General features: G+C 67.9%; 18 protein-coding genes. 7 read left to right on the top strand and 11 right to left on the bottom strand.

The features are described 5' to 3' along the window. Positions 1–136: 136 nt before the first annotated feature. Together ACKI2N_RS12575 and ACKI2N_RS12570 are read left to right on the top strand one after the other, a co-directional pair. Positions 137–844, top strand: coding sequence for a copper resistance protein CopQ (locus tag ACKI2N_RS12575; protein ID WP_420996304.1), 708 nt, complete (start codon positions 137–139; stop codon positions 842–844). A gap of 131 nt (positions 845–975) precedes the next feature. Then, positions 976–1566 carry a TetR/AcrR family transcriptional regulator gene (locus tag ACKI2N_RS12570; RefSeq protein ID WP_420996303.1) on the top strand — a complete coding sequence of 197 codons (591 nt, stop codon included), beginning with the start codon at positions 976–978 and terminating at the stop codon, positions 1564–1566. Between the two features lie 70 nt (positions 1567–1636). On the opposite strand, the gene ACKI2N_RS12565 is transcribed toward ACKI2N_RS12570, so the two are convergent. Beyond that, positions 1637–2509 carry a LysR family transcriptional regulator gene (locus ACKI2N_RS12565; protein ID WP_420996302.1) on the bottom strand — a complete coding sequence of 291 codons (873 nt, stop codon included), beginning with the start codon at positions 2507–2509 and terminating at the stop codon, positions 1637–1639. Between the two features lie 164 nt (positions 2510–2673). On the opposite strand from ACKI2N_RS12565, the gene ACKI2N_RS12560 reads away from it, so the two are divergent. The 4 genes from ACKI2N_RS12560 (at position 2674) to ACKI2N_RS12545 (ending at position 6370) form a co-directional block, all read left to right on the top strand. Continuing rightward, entirely contained in the window at positions 2674–3279 is a 606-nt protein-coding gene (locus ACKI2N_RS12560) for a cysteine hydrolase family protein (RefSeq protein ID WP_420996301.1), read from the top strand. Between the two features lie 99 nt (positions 3280–3378). After that, entirely contained in the window at positions 3379–4377 is a 999-nt protein-coding gene (gene waaC, locus ACKI2N_RS12555) for a lipopolysaccharide heptosyltransferase I (RefSeq protein WP_420996300.1), read from the top strand. 145 nt (positions 4378–4522) lie between these two features. Then, the gene (locus ACKI2N_RS12550; protein WP_420996299.1) at positions 4523–5146 is read left to right on the top strand and encodes a TetR/AcrR family transcriptional regulator; all 624 of its coding nucleotides are present in this window, start codon (positions 4523–4525) and stop codon (positions 5144–5146) included. Between the two features lie 108 nt (positions 5147–5254). Further along, the gene (locus ACKI2N_RS12545) at positions 5255–6370 is read left to right on the top strand and encodes an NADH:flavin oxidoreductase/NADH oxidase (protein WP_420996298.1); all 1116 of its coding nucleotides are present in this window, start codon (positions 5255–5257) and stop codon (positions 6368–6370) included. Between the two features lie 33 nt (positions 6371–6403). Here the strand turns inward: ACKI2N_RS12545 and ACKI2N_RS12540 are convergent, their stop codons facing one another. Beyond that, positions 6404–6748: a hypothetical protein gene (locus ACKI2N_RS12540; protein ID WP_420996297.1), complete on the bottom strand. Its 345-nt coding sequence runs from the start codon at positions 6746–6748 to the stop codon at positions 6404–6406. Between the two features lie 360 nt (positions 6749–7108). On the opposite strand from ACKI2N_RS12540, the gene ACKI2N_RS12535 reads away from it, so the two are divergent. Further along, the gene (locus ACKI2N_RS12535) at positions 7109–8284 is read left to right on the top strand and encodes a tyrosine-type recombinase/integrase (RefSeq protein WP_420996296.1); all 1176 of its coding nucleotides are present in this window, start codon (positions 7109–7111) and stop codon (positions 8282–8284) included. On the opposite strand, the gene ACKI2N_RS12530 is transcribed toward ACKI2N_RS12535, so the two are convergent. The 9 genes from ACKI2N_RS12530 to ACKI2N_RS12490 form a co-directional block, all read right to left on the bottom strand. After that, a complete protein-coding gene (locus tag ACKI2N_RS12530) occupies positions 8281–8478 on the bottom strand; it encodes a helix-turn-helix transcriptional regulator (protein WP_420996295.1) in 198 nt (65 codons plus the stop codon). The genes ACKI2N_RS12535 and ACKI2N_RS12530 overlap by 4 nt on opposite strands. A 2-nt stretch (positions 8479–8480) precedes the next feature. Next, entirely contained in the window at positions 8481–8738 is a 258-nt protein-coding gene (locus ACKI2N_RS12525; RefSeq protein ID WP_420996294.1) for a hypothetical protein, read from the bottom strand. Further along, positions 8735–9502 (bottom strand): hypothetical protein, encoded by a 768-nt coding sequence (locus ACKI2N_RS12520; RefSeq protein WP_420996293.1) that lies wholly within the window; start codon positions 9500–9502, stop codon positions 8735–8737. Before ACKI2N_RS12520 ends, ACKI2N_RS12525 begins: the two co-directional genes overlap by 4 nt. A gap of 364 nt (positions 9503–9866) precedes the next feature. After that, positions 9867–10559 (bottom strand): hypothetical protein, encoded by a 693-nt coding sequence (locus tag ACKI2N_RS12515; RefSeq protein WP_420996292.1) that lies wholly within the window; start codon positions 10557–10559, stop codon positions 9867–9869. Further along, complete coding sequence (locus ACKI2N_RS12510; RefSeq protein ID WP_420996291.1) at positions 10556–11995, bottom strand: SNF2-related protein; 1440 nt, start codon at positions 11993–11995, stop codon at positions 10556–10558. The genes ACKI2N_RS12515 and ACKI2N_RS12510 overlap by 4 nt, the downstream gene beginning before the upstream one ends. After that, complete coding sequence (locus ACKI2N_RS12505; RefSeq protein ID WP_420996290.1) at positions 11992–12168, bottom strand: hypothetical protein; 177 nt, start codon at positions 12166–12168, stop codon at positions 11992–11994. Before ACKI2N_RS12505 ends, ACKI2N_RS12510 begins: the two co-directional genes overlap by 4 nt. Then, positions 12165–12443 (bottom strand): VRR-NUC domain-containing protein, encoded by a 279-nt coding sequence (locus ACKI2N_RS12500; RefSeq protein WP_420996289.1) that lies wholly within the window; start codon positions 12441–12443, stop codon positions 12165–12167. Before ACKI2N_RS12500 ends, ACKI2N_RS12505 begins: the two co-directional genes overlap by 4 nt. 3 nt (positions 12444–12446) lie before the next feature. After that, the gene (locus ACKI2N_RS12495) at positions 12447–14603 is read right to left on the bottom strand and encodes a DNA polymerase (RefSeq protein WP_420996288.1); all 2157 of its coding nucleotides are present in this window, start codon (positions 14601–14603) and stop codon (positions 12447–12449) included. Further along, positions 14600–14896 (bottom strand): hypothetical protein, encoded by a 297-nt coding sequence (locus ACKI2N_RS12490; RefSeq protein WP_420996287.1) that lies wholly within the window; start codon positions 14894–14896, stop codon positions 14600–14602. The genes ACKI2N_RS12495 and ACKI2N_RS12490 overlap by 4 nt, the downstream gene beginning before the upstream one ends. Between the last annotated feature and the right edge of the window lie 84 nt (positions 14897–14980).

Below are 14980 nucleotides of genomic sequence, written 5' to 3'. Positions count from 1 at the left end.
CGGGGACTCCCCGTTTTTTTTGCCCAGATCATCTATCTACTAGTAGATAACAGCAAGAGAAACGCCGGACTCCAGAGCGCCTTACCGATTCGATTCCGCCCCCAGCGCGGATCCTCAATGTGAAATGGAGAAGATCATGAACGCCAAGCTCATCGCCAAGACCGTCATCACCGCCGCCACCCTCGCCGCCGCCTTCGTGGCCGGCCAGGCACAAGCCTCGGGCCCCAAGGACAGCAGCATCGCCGGCGACAAGTACGGCTATGTGTTCCGCACCGACGCCCGCGATGCCTATACCGACGGCGCGCGCATCGGCAACCGCAACGCCTTTACCGACGGCGCCCGCATCAGCAACCGCGACGGCTACACCGACGGCGCGCGCAGCGGCAAGGCCGACCCGTTCACCGACGGCGCGCTGGTCGCCGGCCTGGACCGCAGCGGCGTATCGGCAACCCCGGCGCGCAACGGTAGCCGCGATGCCTACACCGACGGTGCCCGCATCAGCAACCGCGACGGTTATACCGACGGCGCCCGCAGCGGCAAGGCCGACCCGTTCACCGATGGCGCGCTGGTCGCCGGCCTGGATCGCAGCGGCGTGTCGGCCAGCCCGGCGCGCAACGGTAGCCGCGATGCCTATACCGACGGCGCCCGTATCAGCAACCGCGACGGCTACACCGACGGCGCCCGCAGCGGCAAGGCCGATCCGTTCACCGATGGCGCGCTGGTCGCCGGCCTGGACCGCAGCGGCGTATCGGCAACCCCGGCGCGCAGCGGCAACCGCGACGCCTTCACCGATGGCGCCCGCACCGGCAAGTTCGACGTCTTCACCGAAGGCGCCAACGCCTGAGGCATGACGGTTCCCCGCGCCCGCAACCCGGGGCGGGGAAGGGCGCAGCAAGGGGCCGCCACCCGCGGTCTTTCGCTGCGCGATTGGCTTTGACAGTCGAGAGGGTCCGCCCAACGGCGGATGCATGCCAGATGAGAACCCTATCCGTACGCGAACAACTGCTCGAGCACACCCTGGTGCTGGTCCGGCAGCGGGGTTTCAATGGTTTCAGCTATCGCGACCTGGCCGAGCACGTGGGCGTCAAGACATCCAGCATCCACTACTACTTCCCGACCAAGGAAGACCTGGTCCAGGCGGCGGTGACGGAATACAGCGCCCGCATCTGCGACCATGTGCGCCATATCGATACCGCCCTGCCACCGGAAGAGCAGGCCCGCGAATTCCTCAAGCCGTGGCTGGACTCGGCGGACGGCGACCGCGTCTGCCTGGTCGGCATGCTGTCGACCGAGGCGCTGCTGCTGCCCGAACCGGTGCACCGCGTGCTCAAGGAGTTCTACCGCGTCAACGAGTCGTGGCTCACGCGCCTGCTGGAAAGCGCGCAGGCCACGCAGCGCAAGCCCGCCGTGCTGGCGCCGCAGACGATGGCGCAGGCCGTGCTCGGCGCCCTGCAGAACGGCCTGGTGGTGGCGCGGCTGTTCGGTGCGCCGCAGCGCATCAAGGCCGCGGCCGACCTGCTGACCGTGGCGGTGTCGGGCACCGTGGCCGAACCCGTGCCGGCCTGAAGCCCGGCCTCGGCGCAGGCCCGACGCCCGCCGCCTGGCGGGCGTCGGCCGTGACGCGCCGTCGCGGCGTTCACGGGCATTGCGCGAGCGTGCGCGCCAGCCAGTCGATCACCGGCCGGAAGCGCGACGCGCCGCGTAACTCGCGCGGATAGGCCAGCCAGATCTCCCGGACCACTTCCGGCACGTCGCGCACCTGCACCAGCCGCGCATCGCCGCGCGCCAGATGGTGCGGCAGCAGCCCGATGCCCAGCCCGCCGCAGACCGCCTCGTGCACGGCCAGCATATTGTTGGACTGGAAGCCGGTGCGCGCGCCGGCGCGGCGCGTCCATTCCGATTCCGGCAGCGCGAGCCCTTCGTCGAGCAGGCCGCAGAGCGGCGCCGCGGCTAGTTCCTCCGCCGGCCAAGGCCCGCTGCCCGGCGGCCGCGCCGGCGCATAAAGGCCGAACCCCATGCTGCCCGCGCGCTGCGCGATGACGTCGCTTTCCTGCGGCCGTCCCAGCCGCACCGCCACGTGCGCGCGCCGCCGTGCCAGGCTGGCCACGCGGTTGCCGGTCTCGAGCCGGACTTCCAGTTGCGGATGCGCGCGGTACAGCGCGGGCAGGCGCGGCGTGAGGAAATGGCTGCCGAGCGCCGCCGTGCACGCAATGCCGACCACTCCCGAGACACCGGCGCCGGTGTCCTCCACCGCGCGCAGCAGGCGCTCGGCCGAGTTTTCCATCTGCTGCGCCGCCGCCAGCGCCGCGCGGCCGGCGGCAGACAGCGCGAAAGCGCCGTCCGTGCGCGTCGCCACCGGCTTGCCGAGCGCGCTTTCCAGCCGCCGGACGCGGCGGATCGCGGTGGCGTGCGTCACGCCCAGCTCGCGCGCGCAGGCCGAGTAATTGCCGGTGCGGATCAGCGTGGACAAGGTCAGCAGGTCGTCCCAATGCAGTGAACGTTTTTGCACAGCGGATGTGAGCGGATTGAGAATTGCCGGACAGGATAGCGCGTCCTATCATCGCCAGCACACTGACCGCCCGGCGATGCCGGCAACCCGCCTCAACTCCGCCGCGACCGGACCCGCGACGGGATTCCCGGCGCTTCCACACCAAAAGGACAAAAGGAGCCACGATGCCCGCACCCTTCACCCTGCTCGACCTCGCCGGCGCCAGCCGCGCCCCTTCGGCCTGGGAGGCCGCCACGCTGGTGCTGGTCGACCACCAGCGCGAATACGTGGACGGCAAGCTGCCGCTGGCCGGCATGCCGGCCGCCATCGCGGCCTGCGCCGAACTGCTGGCGCTGGCGCGCCGCCACGGCAGCCCGGTCGTGCACGTGGTGCATCACGGCCGCGCCGGCAGCGGCGGCGCCTTCGATCCGGAAGGCCGGCATGCCGCGCTGATCGAAGGCCTGGAGGCGCGCGACGGCGAGCACACCGTGGTCAAGGGGCTGCCCAACAGCTTCGCCGGCACCACGCTGGCCGCGCTGCTCGCGCAGCTCGGCCGCAAGGAACTGATCGTGGGCGGCTTCCAGACCCATATGTGCATCAGCGCGACGGTGCGCTCGGCGCTCGACCACGGATATCGCAGCACCGTGGTCGCCGCCGCGTGCGCCACGCGCGACCTGCCCGACCCGCTCGGCGGCGTGCCGCTGGCGGCCGCCGAGGTGCACCGCGCGGCGCTGGCCGCGCTGCATGACCGCTTTGCCACCGTGGTGGCCAGCCCGGCGGCCTGGCGCTGAACGCGGCGCGCGGGCGGCGCAGGTGCGCCGGCGGGGCGGCCTGGTGCATACTACGCCCTCGCCGCATCCGGCCCGTTCCACCGTTACCCCGACCGCCCCATGAAACGCATTCTCGTCATCAAGATCACCTCGCTGGGTGACATGGTCCACACATTGCCATTGGTGTCCGACCTGCGCCGCGCCTATCCCGAGGCCAAGATCGACTGGGTGGCGGATGCCTCCTGCGCCGACATCCCGCGCTGGGCGGTGGGCGTGGACCGCGTGATCGCGCCGCCGCTGCGGGGCTTCAAGAAGTCGCGCAGCTGGGCCGACCTGCGCGCCATCATCGGCGCGCTGTGGCAACTGCGCCGCGAAAAGTATGACGTGGTGGTGGACGTGCACGGCGTCTACAAGAGCGCCATCGTGGCGTGGCTGGCGCGCTCGGGCCGCCGGCTCGGCTACGCCGCCGAGTACCTCGGCGAGGCGCGCGCCGTGTTCGCCTACACCCAGATCTTCGGCCCGCACGGCGACGCCACGGCCCGCTACAAGATGCGCATGGTGGTGGCCAACGCGCTCGGCTACCCGATCGAGCCGGCCGAGCACTATGCCCTGCGCGTGCCCGCGCCCGCCACGCCGCTCAACGCCGACGGCCAGCCGCGCGCGATGCTGTTTCACGCCACCTCGGTCGAAGCCAAGAAGTGGCCGGCGCAGCGCTGGATCGCGGTCGGCAAGGAACTGACCGCGCGCGGCTACAAGATCCAGCTGCCGTGGGGCTCGCCGGCCGAGCGCGCGGAATCCGAGGCGCTGGCCGCCGAGATCCCGGGCGCGGAAGTGCTGCCGCGCATGACCATCACCGAATGCGCGCAGCGCGTGGACGCCGCCGCGCTGGTGGTCGGCACCGATACCGGCTTCGTCCACCTCGCCGATGCGCTGGGCAAGCCCTCGGTGATGCTGTTCACGGTGACCGACAGCCAGCACTTCGGCATCAATACGCCGGGACAGTCCGTCTCCGTGGGCGCGAAGGGCGTGGTGCCGGAAGTCGCGGAAGTGCTGGACGCCATTGGCCGTGTCACGGCCGGCGAACGCAGCCCGCAGGCAGACGCCGTGCACACGGCCTGACCGTCCGCCGGGCCGCCCCGGCCCCGCGCCTTGCATTGTGTATCGTCCGATATATAATCATCTCGTGCTGGGCGCCGGGGAAACGATCGTTTCCTGGCGCAGATGAAGCAGACGATGCGAACGATGCAGACGGCAAGGAGCCACCATGGCGCGACCCCGCGAATTCGATGAACGGCAGGTGCTGGAAGCCGCGGGAGACGCCTTCTGGGCCAGAGGCTTCGAAGCCACCTCCATGCGCGACCTGGTCCGGGCCACGGGCCTGACGCAGCCCAGCCTCTACAACGCCTTCGGCGACAAGCGCGGGCTCTACCGGCGCGCGCTGGAGCACTATCTCACCACCACCCTGCACGAGCGCATGCGCCGCCTCGAGTCCGTGCTGCCGCCGGGCGGGGCCATCACGGCCTTCATGGCCGAGGTGATCGAGCGTTCGCTCTCGGACGAACAGCATCGCGGCTGCATGCTGGTCAACGCCGCGGTGGAATCGACGCCCGACGACGAGGATCTGCAGGCCGCCATCGTCGCCGAACTGGACCAGACGCGCGCCTTCTTCCGGCGCTGCATGGCGGCGGGGCAGGGCAGCGGCGAGATCCCGCGGGTGCTGCCGCCCGCCGACGCGGCCACCCACCTGCTGGCCGTGCTGCTCGGGCTGCGCGTGCTGGCGCGCATCGATCCGCAGCGCGCGCTGCTCGAGGGCGCGGTCAGGCCGACGCTCGCGCTGCTGGGCCTGCCGCCGCTGCCGGCCGCCAGCGGCGCGCAGCGCCCGCAATAGCGGCACGGCACGCGGCCGCGTCCGGCGCGAAACGCGCAGCCGTCCTAGAATGGTCGGCATTCCCGCACGCGCCCGCCGTGCATGCTCCAGCCCGTAAGGACCCATCCCATGAGTCAACTATTCCAGCCGCTCTCCATCGGCAACCTGCGGCTCGAAAACCGCATCGCCATCGCCCCCATGTGCCAGTACTCGGCCGAAGACGGCTGTGCCGGCGACTGGCACATGATCCACCTCGGCCAGCTCGCCATCTCCGGCGCGGGGCTGCTGATCATCGAAGCCTCCGCGGTCTCGCCGGAGGGACGCATCACGCCGCAGGACCTCGGCCTCTACTCGGACGCCAACGAAGCCGCGCTGGGCAAGGTGCTCGCCGCCGCCCGCGCGCACGCGCCGATCGCCATCGCCATCCAGCTCGCCCACGCCGGGCGCAAGGCCTCCAGCCACGCCCCGTGGGACGGCGGCCTGCAGATCCGCCCGGACCAGCCGCGCGGCTGGAAGACGGTGGCGCCCTCCGCCGTGCCGCACGCCGAAGGCGAAGACCCGCCGCACGCGCTCGACCGCGCCGGCATGGACAAGGTCCGCGACGACTTCGCCGCCGCCGCCAGGCGCGCCGCGCGCCTGGGCCTGGACGGCATCGAGATCCACGCCGCGCACGGCTACCTGCTGCACCAGTTCCTCTCGCCGCTGGCCAACAAGCGCGACGACGAATATGGCGGCAGCCTGGAAAACCGCATGCGCTTCCCGGTCGAAGTGTTCGACGCGGTGCGCGCCGCCTTCCCCGCGGACAAGCCCGTGTGGGCGCGCATCTCCGCCACCGACTGGGTGCCGGGCGGCTGGGACATCGAAGGCACGGTGGCGCTGTCCCAGGTGCTCAAGGCGCGCGGCTGCGCGGCCATCCACGTCACCACCGGCGGCGTCTCGCCGGCGCAGGCCATCAAGCTCGGGCCTGGCTACCAGGTGCCCTACGCCCAGCGGGTCAAGGCCGAAGTGGGTTTGCCCACCATCGCCGTGGGCCTGATCACCGAACCCGAGCAGGCCGAAGCCATCATCGCCAACGGCGAGGCGGACGCCGTATCGCTGGCGCGCGCCATGCTCTACGACCCGCGCTGGCCGTGGCATGCCGCCGCCAGGCTCGGCGCGCAGGTCCATGCGCCCAAGCAGTACTGGCGCTCGCAGCCGCGCGAGTACAAGGACTTGTTCATCGATGCGAGTTTTGGGCAGCGTTGACGAGGCGGCGCCAGCGTTTGGCCGCGGCGGCGTTCAATCCAGGCTGTTGAGGAACGCCAGTATCCAGATCGTGAGAATGGGCGCGCCGGCCAGGCAGCGCAGCCACAGGTCGCGCCGCGTGGCCCACAGCGCCCACAACGCCGACAAGGCGGCGGCGAGGATGATCGCGCAGGCGGCGAAGTAATGCTCCCGCGCCCGGTGGGCGTGGAGCGCGCCCACCGGCCCCTGCGCGCTACTGGCGTGGTCCGGCGCAAAGGCGCTGCTCCAGAGCTCGCTGATCATCAGGAGGCTGACAAAGCCAAGGACCAGCGTCAGCAGCCATCTGGCCCCGAGCAGCCATCGTGATGTTTTTTTCATTCTGGAATCGTCGTCATGCATGCGCCTTCGGCGCGACGGTTCCAGATTTACGGCAGGTGGCGGGTGGATTCAGGCAGAAAAATCTGAACCGGGGGCAGGGGATTTCCGGAAAGACGGGAGCAGGGCAAATACCGTACGCGCATGCGCCAAAGAAAAAAGGACTTGGGCTGTCGCCTCAAGTCCTTCGTTCTTCACCGAATTCTGGTGGGTGGTACAGGGATTGAACCTGTGACCCCTGCCGTGTGAAGGACGAGTTACGTATTCCTTGTAGTTCCCCGTAGTATTTCAAGTGCTTGTTTTCAAAGGAGAACGGCACTCGGAATTCTTGATGGTTCCCAGTAGTTATTGCATACTCCTTGCATACTTTTTCCGGAGGACTGCATGGCGAACCAGATTCAACGCGTCAAGGACCGCTCCGCGCTGCCGGCGCGCCGGGAGCCCTACTGGACCACCGTTCGTGAGGGGCGTTATCTGGGGTTCCGCAAGGTCTCCGCCGCCAGCTCTGGCACCTGGCTGGCGCGCTATCGAGATCCGCGCACTGGCGAGCAGTCGCGCAAGCCTCTGGGCAAGTTCGATGACCTGCCCGACGCGGACCGCTACGACGCGGCGCGGCAGGCGGCCGAGGACTGGTTTGACCATCTCGGCGCCGGTGGCGCGCCTCGCGCCATCACCGTGCGCAAGGCATGTGAACAGTATGTCGCCAAACTGCGGCTGGAACGCGGGGACGTGATAGCTGACGACGCCGACAAGCGCTTCGCGCGCCTGGTGTATGGCGAACCCATCGCTACCATCGAGCTGGACCAGCTTTCCAAGCGCGATGTGGTCGCGTGGCGCGAGGTGCTGGAGAGGCGGCCGGCGCGGGTATCGCGCAGCCCGCTCAAGGACGATACCCGCCCGCGCTCGAAGTCGACCGCGAACCGTGACATGGTTCCGATGCGCGCGGCGCTGAACCTTGCGCGGGAGCGCGGCTACGCAACGGCCGCAGTGTGGGAGATCGCGCTGCGGCCGCACAAGAAGGTGGGCGCTCGGCGCAACCTCTACCTGGACGCTGCGCAGCGCGCAGCGCTGGTCGGGCATGCCGACGCCGAGATCCGTCCGTTTCTTGAGGGGCTGGCGCGGTTGCCACTGCGGCCCGGCGCGCTGGCTGCCCTGTGCGTCGAGCACTTCGATGCGCGGCGCGGCGCGCTGGCCATCGGGCGGGACAAGGGTGGTGCGGTGCGGCACATCAAGCTGCCACCGGCCACGGTGGCGTTCTTTACCACGCAGGGCGCCGACAAGCTGCCGCTGGCGCCGCTCGTCGGGCGGGCGGATGGGCGACCATGGACCAAGGACAGCTGGGGCGGGCCGATCAAGAGCGCCGCTGCAGCGGCGGGGCTGCCGCAGGCCACCTCGGCCTATACGTTGCGCCACAGCACCATCACCGACTTGGTGGCTGGCGGCCTGGACTTGCTGACCGTGGCGCAGATCAGCGGCACGTCGGTGGCGATGATCGAGACGCACTACGGCCATCTGCGCCAGGACCTCGCCACGGAGGCGCTGGCGCGGCTCTCGGTCTAGGCCGGCTGCTCGGCGCGCGAGGCGGCAATGCGCGCCTCGATCCACGCCTCGATGTCGTCGCTGGGCCAACCGACCGCCTTCGCCGCCAGCTTGATGGGGCGGGGGAACTGCCCTTTGTTCATGAGGTTGTAGATCGACTTTTTCGGCAGCCCAGTAACCTGGGACACACGATCGATACGGAGGATCTCTCGCATGGTTAGGGCTCCTTGGCGATTGCGGCGTCGGTGGCGGTTTGCTCCAATGCGTGGGCGAGGTGGCGGGCGTAGGTTGAGACGGCCCGCCAGTAAGCCGCCATCGGACCCTTTCGCCGCCGCCAGGCTTGCTCCGCTTCGGTGTTCGCCTGGTCACGAAGTTGGCGCAGGACTAGGGCCATTGCTTTGCGCTGTTCCAGGGGTAGGTGTAGGAGATTGCGTGCTGCTGGAAGGCGCAATAGTGGATTGAGATAGCCCATCATGCCGCTCCTCCATCACGCTTGTCCTCGCTGGGCTGCTCTGCCGCCAGGAGGGTGCAGGCAAAAGCATGAAGGCGCTCTGTCACATCCACGGTGCAGTGTGGCTCGGATGCAAACAGCAGGGTGGACAGTCCCATCTTGTCACCGACGAAGCCGGCTTGAATCGCGGCGAGGCGGATCGCGTCAGCCGTCAGCGCCTTGGCGCTCGGTTGCGAAGCGGCGGGCTCTGCCGGGGTGGTGGGTTGCTGGCGAGATACAGCCAGTTTTCTCGGCTTATTGCGGTTAAGCTCCAACTTGGCGTAGTTAGCGAAGCCGGCCAACTCCCATTCTTCGGGCTCAACGTGGGCCGCATACTGCAACAGGTCTTCTTCGCCTACAGTGCGGACAATTTCACGCCACAACGTTCCGTGATCCTGCGCTTGCACGCAAGCCAGCGCGACGCATATTCCTGCGAGGAAATCGTCTTTCGCCTGCGCAGCGGGTGCCGGCGCGGCAGGCGATGCACTCAGCGCAGGGGCGGGGTCCTCGAAGTGATGGGCCACGGCCTGCAATCGGTTGAGCGCCGCCTTTGCCCGCTTCGATGCAGCACCGATGCTGTCGATGCGCTGGATCACATCGCCAACTATTTCCTGGCGGTTGGCGATGGCTGCGAGGGAATGCTCAACGTATTGCAGAGCGCAGTACACGGCATCAGGCACCCCCATCGGCCCTGCCTGTTGCGCGCTGGCGCTCGGCTCGCTCTGCATATCCTTTTCGTCATTCAGCATGGCTGTCTCCTTGGGTGGTGCCACGGTAGTGCCGAGGCGAGCCGTCGTCGTTCAGCCAGTGCGCGCCGAGGGCTTCGTTCTGGCAGGGCGGTAGCACATCGTTGGGCCGGCCGCAGGACATGCAGGTACGGCCGGTGCAGGCGCTGCTGGCCGGGTAGCCCAGCGGGAACCCATCGCGGCAGATGCTTCCCGGGATGTAGGATTGGCATTTATCGGGCATCGCCGGCTCCTTGGGTGGTGAGCGCGGCCGGCATCGCCGGGTGCGGCGTCCAGTGCGTGTGATAGCCGGGCCAGTCGCTGTCACCGGGCTGCCCGCACCATGCCGGCTCACCGGCCCAGTCGCGGCCGCACCAGGCCCACCACATCACTGGGCCGTCATCCTCGTGCCATTCGGCCAGTGCACGCGCAAGCTATCTTCCAGCACAGCTTGGGCTGCTGGCTGCGGGGTGGCGTAGAGCGGATGCGTGCCGCTCGGCATATCGAAAGCTGCGCTCTCGGGATGCCATTCATGGAGCGGTCCACTAACGACCAGCTTTCCCACCGGCCGCGCATCCTCTCCGTCCCTCACCAGCCGCTCTACCTCGGCCACGGCGTCGCCTTCTTCCTCCATGCCCAGCACATGCAGGATGCGGCAGTAGGCGTCGGCATCGTGCTTGCAGACTTCCACCATGCCATTTTCCTGGCCCATGACGGTGGTGCCGCCGAAGAGTCGCCGCAGCGCCCATTCAGCGCGCCCCGAAGGCCCCATCGTGCATCCGGGGCGGTCGTCTGGCAGGTCGTCCAGCTTGTCGAGCGCCGCTTCCAGATCGAGCATCGTGCTGCGCGGCACCTTGATCGTGTCGCTGCCATCGTCCTCGCCGTCGTCTGCGACGTGGAATGCGAAGCTCGCGCACTCGACCAGGGCCACCAGCGCCTGGCGCTCGATTGCGGTCAGGGCATCCTCTCCGGCCTGCGGTGCGTTCTCTTCGACCCCCGCGCGCACAGCCGCGCTGGCCCGATCCCATTCCTCAGGAGTGGCGTCGTCGATCGAGCCGCGGTCCTGTTCGTCGTTTTTCATGCGTACCCCTTTCGTTTCATGGTTTCGAGAAGCAGGTCCTGCACCTCGCGTTTCGTTTCAATGCGCGCCAGCACCAGTTCGTCGATGGTGCCGCGCGCGACCAGGTAATGAATGAAGACCGGCCGGTCATGTCCGGCTTGCATCTGGCGCGTAGGGCCGATGCGTTCGGTGATCTGCAGGTGCTCTTCCAGGTTCCAGTTCAGGGAGAAGAACACCAGAATGTTGCCGCCATCCTGCAGGCTCAGGCCGTGACCGGCGCTGGCCGGGTGGGCGAACAGCACTGGTATCCGGCCGGCATTCCAGTCGCGGATCGTCTGCGGGTCCTTGTCCAGGTGGCGTCCCTGGGGGAACGCTTTCTGCAGGCGCGAGAGGTCCGATCGGAAGTGGTAGGCCACCAGCACCGGCATGCCGGCCGCTTCCTCGATGACCGACTCCAGCGCCTGCAACTTCACGTCGTGCACCTCGGCCCACTGCTCGGCGTTCTCGTCCACGTAGGCCGCGCCGTTGGCAAGTTGCAGGCACTTCATGGTCTTGGCCGCCGCGTTGAAGGCCTCGATCTCGTGGCCGTCGATCTGCATGAACATCTTGCGTTCCATGTCCTGGTACAGCGCGCGTGCTTTGGTGGGCATCTCCACGCGGATCAGGTTCTTGATCGGCTCGCGCAGGTCGAACCAGTCGGCAGCGTTCAGGGACATGCACAGGTCGCGCATGCGGTCTTCGATCTCGGCCTGGGCATGGTCGTATGGCTCCGTGCCAAAGCCCTGATGCTTGGTGCGGAACCAGCGCTGGGAGAAGGCCTTGAAGGTGCGTCCCAGCCGCGCGCCCTGATCGAGGAACCAGGCCTGGCCCCACAGGTCCTGCAGACCGTTGGGCGAGGGAGTACCGGTCAGCTCGATAAAGCGCCGGGCATGCGTGAACGCCACCCGCGCGAGGGAGCGCGAGCGCTGTGCGCCGGCGCCCCGCACGAACTCAGTACCGTTGGCGTTCGTTTGCTGGCTGCCGCGCCAGCCCTTGAGCTTCGTCGACTCGTCGCTGACGATGCGCCGGAATGGCCAGGCGCGCCGCTGCGCGCGCAGCGTCTCTTCCAGCCAGGGCAGGTTCTCATAGTTGATGGTGAAGATGCTGGCCGACGCCCCCCAGGCGCGGGCCAGCGCCCGGGTGCGCGCCTTGGCGTCGCCTACGATGGGTACCACCTCGACGTTGCGCAGGTGTGCCCACTTTCTCGCCTCGTCCGGCCAGGTGGACTGCGCCACACGTAGCGGCGCGCAGACCAGGGTGGGGCCAGGCTCGACCAGTTCCAGGATGTCCAGCGCGTTGAGCGTGGATACGGTCTTGCCCATGCCCATGCCGGCCCACACACCGCAGCGCGGCGTGTCCAGGATATGGTCCTGGATCAGCTTGCCGTAGGGACGTGGGGTGAAGGAAAGCCGGCTCATACTTTGTCTTTGGCCTTCGCAAGTACGGCCTTGGCGTCACGGTACAGAGTCGTGGCGGGCGCACTTTCGCCGTACAGGTCATCGGCCATGACGTAGCGCTCGACCACCGCCACGAGTTCGCTGATCAGGTTTTCATGGTCCGCCTGGCGGGCCGCGGCTTGAGTGGGGGTCATGGCTGGATACCTCCGATGAATCTTTCCACGCCGGCGATGCTGTCGAGAACCAGCACCGGAAAACCCAGCGCCCGCAAGCGTGCGTGCTCGCGCGCTTGGGCATCTGTGGGCTTCTGGCCGGTGGCCTTGCATTCCACGAACGCGGCGCGCCCGCCGGGCAGCAGCACCAGTCGGTCAGGCACCGCGCGGCGCTGCGGGCTGGTGAACTTGTAGGCAACGCCGCCCGCGTCCTTCACGCGCTTGACGAGGTGGGCCTCGATCTTCGATTCGAGCATGTGTTACTCCTTGCGATACCGGTACGCTTCGAAGCCGGCAGCGGCCAGCGGAAGGCCGGCGGCCCACGGCGGATTCGTGCTCATGAGCTGCGCCAGATGGTCGGCATTGAATTCGGGTGAGTCCGGGGCTTCCGTGATGTCCTCGTCGTGGACGGTCAGCACGATGTCGTACCCCGACCGTTCGATGGTCGGCATGCTCGAACCCAGCACATCGCGCGCGGCGGCCTGGGTCACGTTCTCGGCGAGCTTGCCGCCATAGGACTTGATCCGGCTCCACTGCCGGCTGTACTGGTTCACGCCCATGTACGAGAACTGCCCGCGGTCGTCGACCTGCGGGGCCGGATAGCACAGGAAGCGGCCGGACGGCAGGCGGATGCGCAGCCAGGCGCCATCGCGGCGCACTTTGAGCATGCGGCAGGTGAAGGTCTTGCCTAGGTACTGGGTAGCCTCGACTGCGGCGCGCCCGAGTTCCTTCCAGAATGCCGTTGTCTCGGCGTGGGCGTAGCGCCAGCTGCGCTTGAACGACTCGCACACCAGCCAGGCACGCTCGGACAGGCCGAAGGTGCTGCGACGCTTCTTGAGCGTCCAGTCATACATGCCTCGGGCCTCGTCCAGGATATCGGCCGGGATCGAGTCGAACGCCTTCTCGGCCATTTCCTCGAGGTCGATGTTGTAGGCCGCGGCGAACGTCAGGAACGCGCCGACGCCGCCCTCGTAGCCGAGCGCCAGCTCCATCACCTTGCCGATTTGGCGCATGAACTTGTCGACGTCCTCGGGCTTCACGCCGAACGCCTTGGCATAGGCCAGCACATAGAGGTCATGGCCGGTGCCGGCGTCATAGTCACGGAACGCCTGCAGCTTCCAGTTCTCGCCGGCCAGCCAGGCCAGCATGCGGCCCTCGATGTTCGAGAGGTCGGCCACCACCAGTTTTTTGCCGGGCGGTGCCACGATGCACCCCCGGATGGCCGCGCTGGTCAGCTCCATCACGTTGTCCGCGATCAGATCGGCCACGCCCAGCTTGAGCGCGTCGATCCCTTGGTCGATCGCTTCCTGCAGCGCCTCGTCGCGCAGCGAGCCGATGGCCGGCCGCGGCAGGTTCTGTGGCTGGAACAGCCGGCCGGCCCAGCGCCCGGTGCGCGCGGCGCCGCAGAACTGCAGCGTGCCGCGCAGCCGCCCGTCACTGCTGGCGCCGCGCAGGAGCGTCTTGTACTTGCTGGTGCTGGTGGTGCTGGCCTGCAGGCGGATAGCCAGCAGTTCGCGCAGCGCCCACGGCAGGTTGGCGTCGTCGACGCGCCGCTCGAGCGTCGACTTTTGCATGTCGGGGAGATCGACGCCGAACTCGGCCAGCAGGTAGGCCAGCAGCTTGTCGCGCTTGCGGGCCGATTCGACTTCACCGTCGGTCAGCTGCTGCGTGCGGTTGGCCAGATCCACCTGGGCACGGTCCACGGCCGCCACAGCAGCTTCGGCTAGATCTAGATCCATCGCCACGCCGCGCATGTTGATGGTCTGGTCCAGGTGCCACAGCGCCAGTTCATCACCGCCATAGTTCCACATGGGCATCTTCTTGGACGCCGCGCGCATCGACGTGATGTCCTTGCCGGCGTAGAGGATGAACTCGCGCCACTCGACCGGGTGCGTGTGCCGCGTGGCGCGGCCGCGCTTCAGGTTCTTGGCTGGCGGCTTGCAGAACAGGTTGATGAGGTCGCGGCCGCGCTTGTCCTTGGCGTCGGCTGCGTCCACCGTCATGACCTCGCATAGCGCGCCGAGCGAGCCAGGCAGGGAATGGCAGTACGCCTGTACCATCGTGTCGCGGCGGCGTTCCTGCAGCACCATGCGCGAGAGCCACGGCAGGGTGTGCGAGGACACTACCCAGTCGAACATGCCCGTGTTGTGGCCCCACCAATGCACGTCCGGCTCGTCCGCGGCTTCGAGCACGGCCAGCGGCACGGCGCCGGCTGCCAGCGTCTCGGCCAGCGCAACGTCATCCCCGGCCAGCCGCCATACCTGATCCGCCGTGCGATCCCACACGAACACATCACCGTCTTCCAGCGCGTAGGCGAACAGCATCACCTCGGCCTGCTCGGCGTAGGCGTGCGTGCCGTGCTTGATGGGGACCGGGGAGTACGTTTCCATATCCCACCAGAAGCGGCGCGCGGTCATACGAGGTCCGCGAAATCTTCGATGATATCTTCGACGCCAACGGGCATTTCCTGCAACTCGACTCGCCACGAGTCCGGCATAGCGCTGCGCGGTTTAGCAATCTTCTTGGTATGGTTCAACTCGAAGACAACCGGTCCGATGGTGAAAGTCGCGCCTGGTGCACCAAGCGAAGATGGAATGGCTAGATAGAATTTTGTTCCGTCAATCCAATATTTTTTTCTAGGGTCAGACCTGCGTGACGCCTTGCGGCTGCGCTCCACACTGTCAATGGCTTTTTTCTGCGAAATCAACATGGCTGTTTCCTGGTTGGTCGTTCTCAAAGGCCTTTGCCGGGATTTCCGCGTTGTCTGTTGCCAACGTCCCGCGGTTTGCGCATG

Origin of the sequence: Cupriavidus sp. 30B13 (assembly GCF_049059565.2) — a bacterium.
Taxonomy (GTDB): Bacteria; Pseudomonadota; Gammaproteobacteria; order Burkholderiales; family Burkholderiaceae; genus Cupriavidus.
This window is presented reverse-complemented; position numbering and strand designations above follow the sequence as displayed.

Bases quoted from the DNA above. Each gene is read 5' to 3' on its own strand.
- ACKI2N_RS12575 (WP_420996304.1), top strand. From the start codon at position 137: ATGAACGCCAAGCTCATCGCCAAGACCGTCATCACCGCCGCCACCCTC.
- ACKI2N_RS12570 (WP_420996303.1), top strand. From the start codon at position 976: ATGAGAACCCTATCCGTACGCGAACAACTGCTCGAGCACACCCTGGTG.
- ACKI2N_RS12560 (WP_420996301.1), top strand. From the start codon at position 2,674: ATGCCCGCACCCTTCACCCTGCTCGACCTCGCCGGCGCCAGCCGCGCC.
- waaC (WP_420996300.1), top strand. From the start codon at position 3,379: ATGAAACGCATTCTCGTCATCAAGATCACCTCGCTGGGTGACATGGTC.
- ACKI2N_RS12550 (WP_420996299.1), top strand. From the start codon at position 4,523: ATGGCGCGACCCCGCGAATTCGATGAACGGCAGGTGCTGGAAGCCGCG.
- ACKI2N_RS12545 (WP_420996298.1), top strand. From the start codon at position 5,255: ATGAGTCAACTATTCCAGCCGCTCTCCATCGGCAACCTGCGGCTCGAA.
- ACKI2N_RS12540 (WP_420996297.1), bottom strand. From the start codon at position 6,748: ATGCATGACGACGATTCCAGAATGAAAAAAACATCACGATGGCTGCTC.
- ACKI2N_RS12535 (WP_420996296.1), top strand. From the start codon at position 7,109: ATGGCGAACCAGATTCAACGCGTCAAGGACCGCTCCGCGCTGCCGGCG.
- ACKI2N_RS12530 (WP_420996295.1), bottom strand. From the start codon at position 8,478: ATGCGAGAGATCCTCCGTATCGATCGTGTGTCCCAGGTTACTGGGCTG.
- ACKI2N_RS12525 (WP_420996294.1), bottom strand. From the start codon at position 8,738: ATGATGGGCTATCTCAATCCACTATTGCGCCTTCCAGCAGCACGCAAT.
- ACKI2N_RS12520 (WP_420996293.1), bottom strand. From the start codon at position 9,502: ATGCTGAATGACGAAAAGGATATGCAGAGCGAGCCGAGCGCCAGCGCG.
- ACKI2N_RS12515 (WP_420996292.1), bottom strand. From the start codon at position 10,559: ATGAAAAACGACGAACAGGACCGCGGCTCGATCGACGACGCCACTCCT.
- ACKI2N_RS12510 (WP_420996291.1), bottom strand. From the start codon at position 11,995: ATGAGCCGGCTTTCCTTCACCCCACGTCCCTACGGCAAGCTGATCCAG.
- ACKI2N_RS12505 (WP_420996290.1), bottom strand. From the start codon at position 12,168: ATGACCCCCACTCAAGCCGCGGCCCGCCAGGCGGACCATGAAAACCTG.
- ACKI2N_RS12500 (WP_420996289.1), bottom strand. From the start codon at position 12,443: ATGCTCGAATCGAAGATCGAGGCCCACCTCGTCAAGCGCGTGAAGGAC.
- ACKI2N_RS12495 (WP_420996288.1), bottom strand. From the start codon at position 14,603: ATGACCGCGCGCCGCTTCTGGTGGGATATGGAAACGTACTCCCCGGTC.
- ACKI2N_RS12490 (WP_420996287.1), bottom strand. From the start codon at position 14,896: ATGTTGATTTCGCAGAAAAAAGCCATTGACAGTGTGGAGCGCAGCCGC.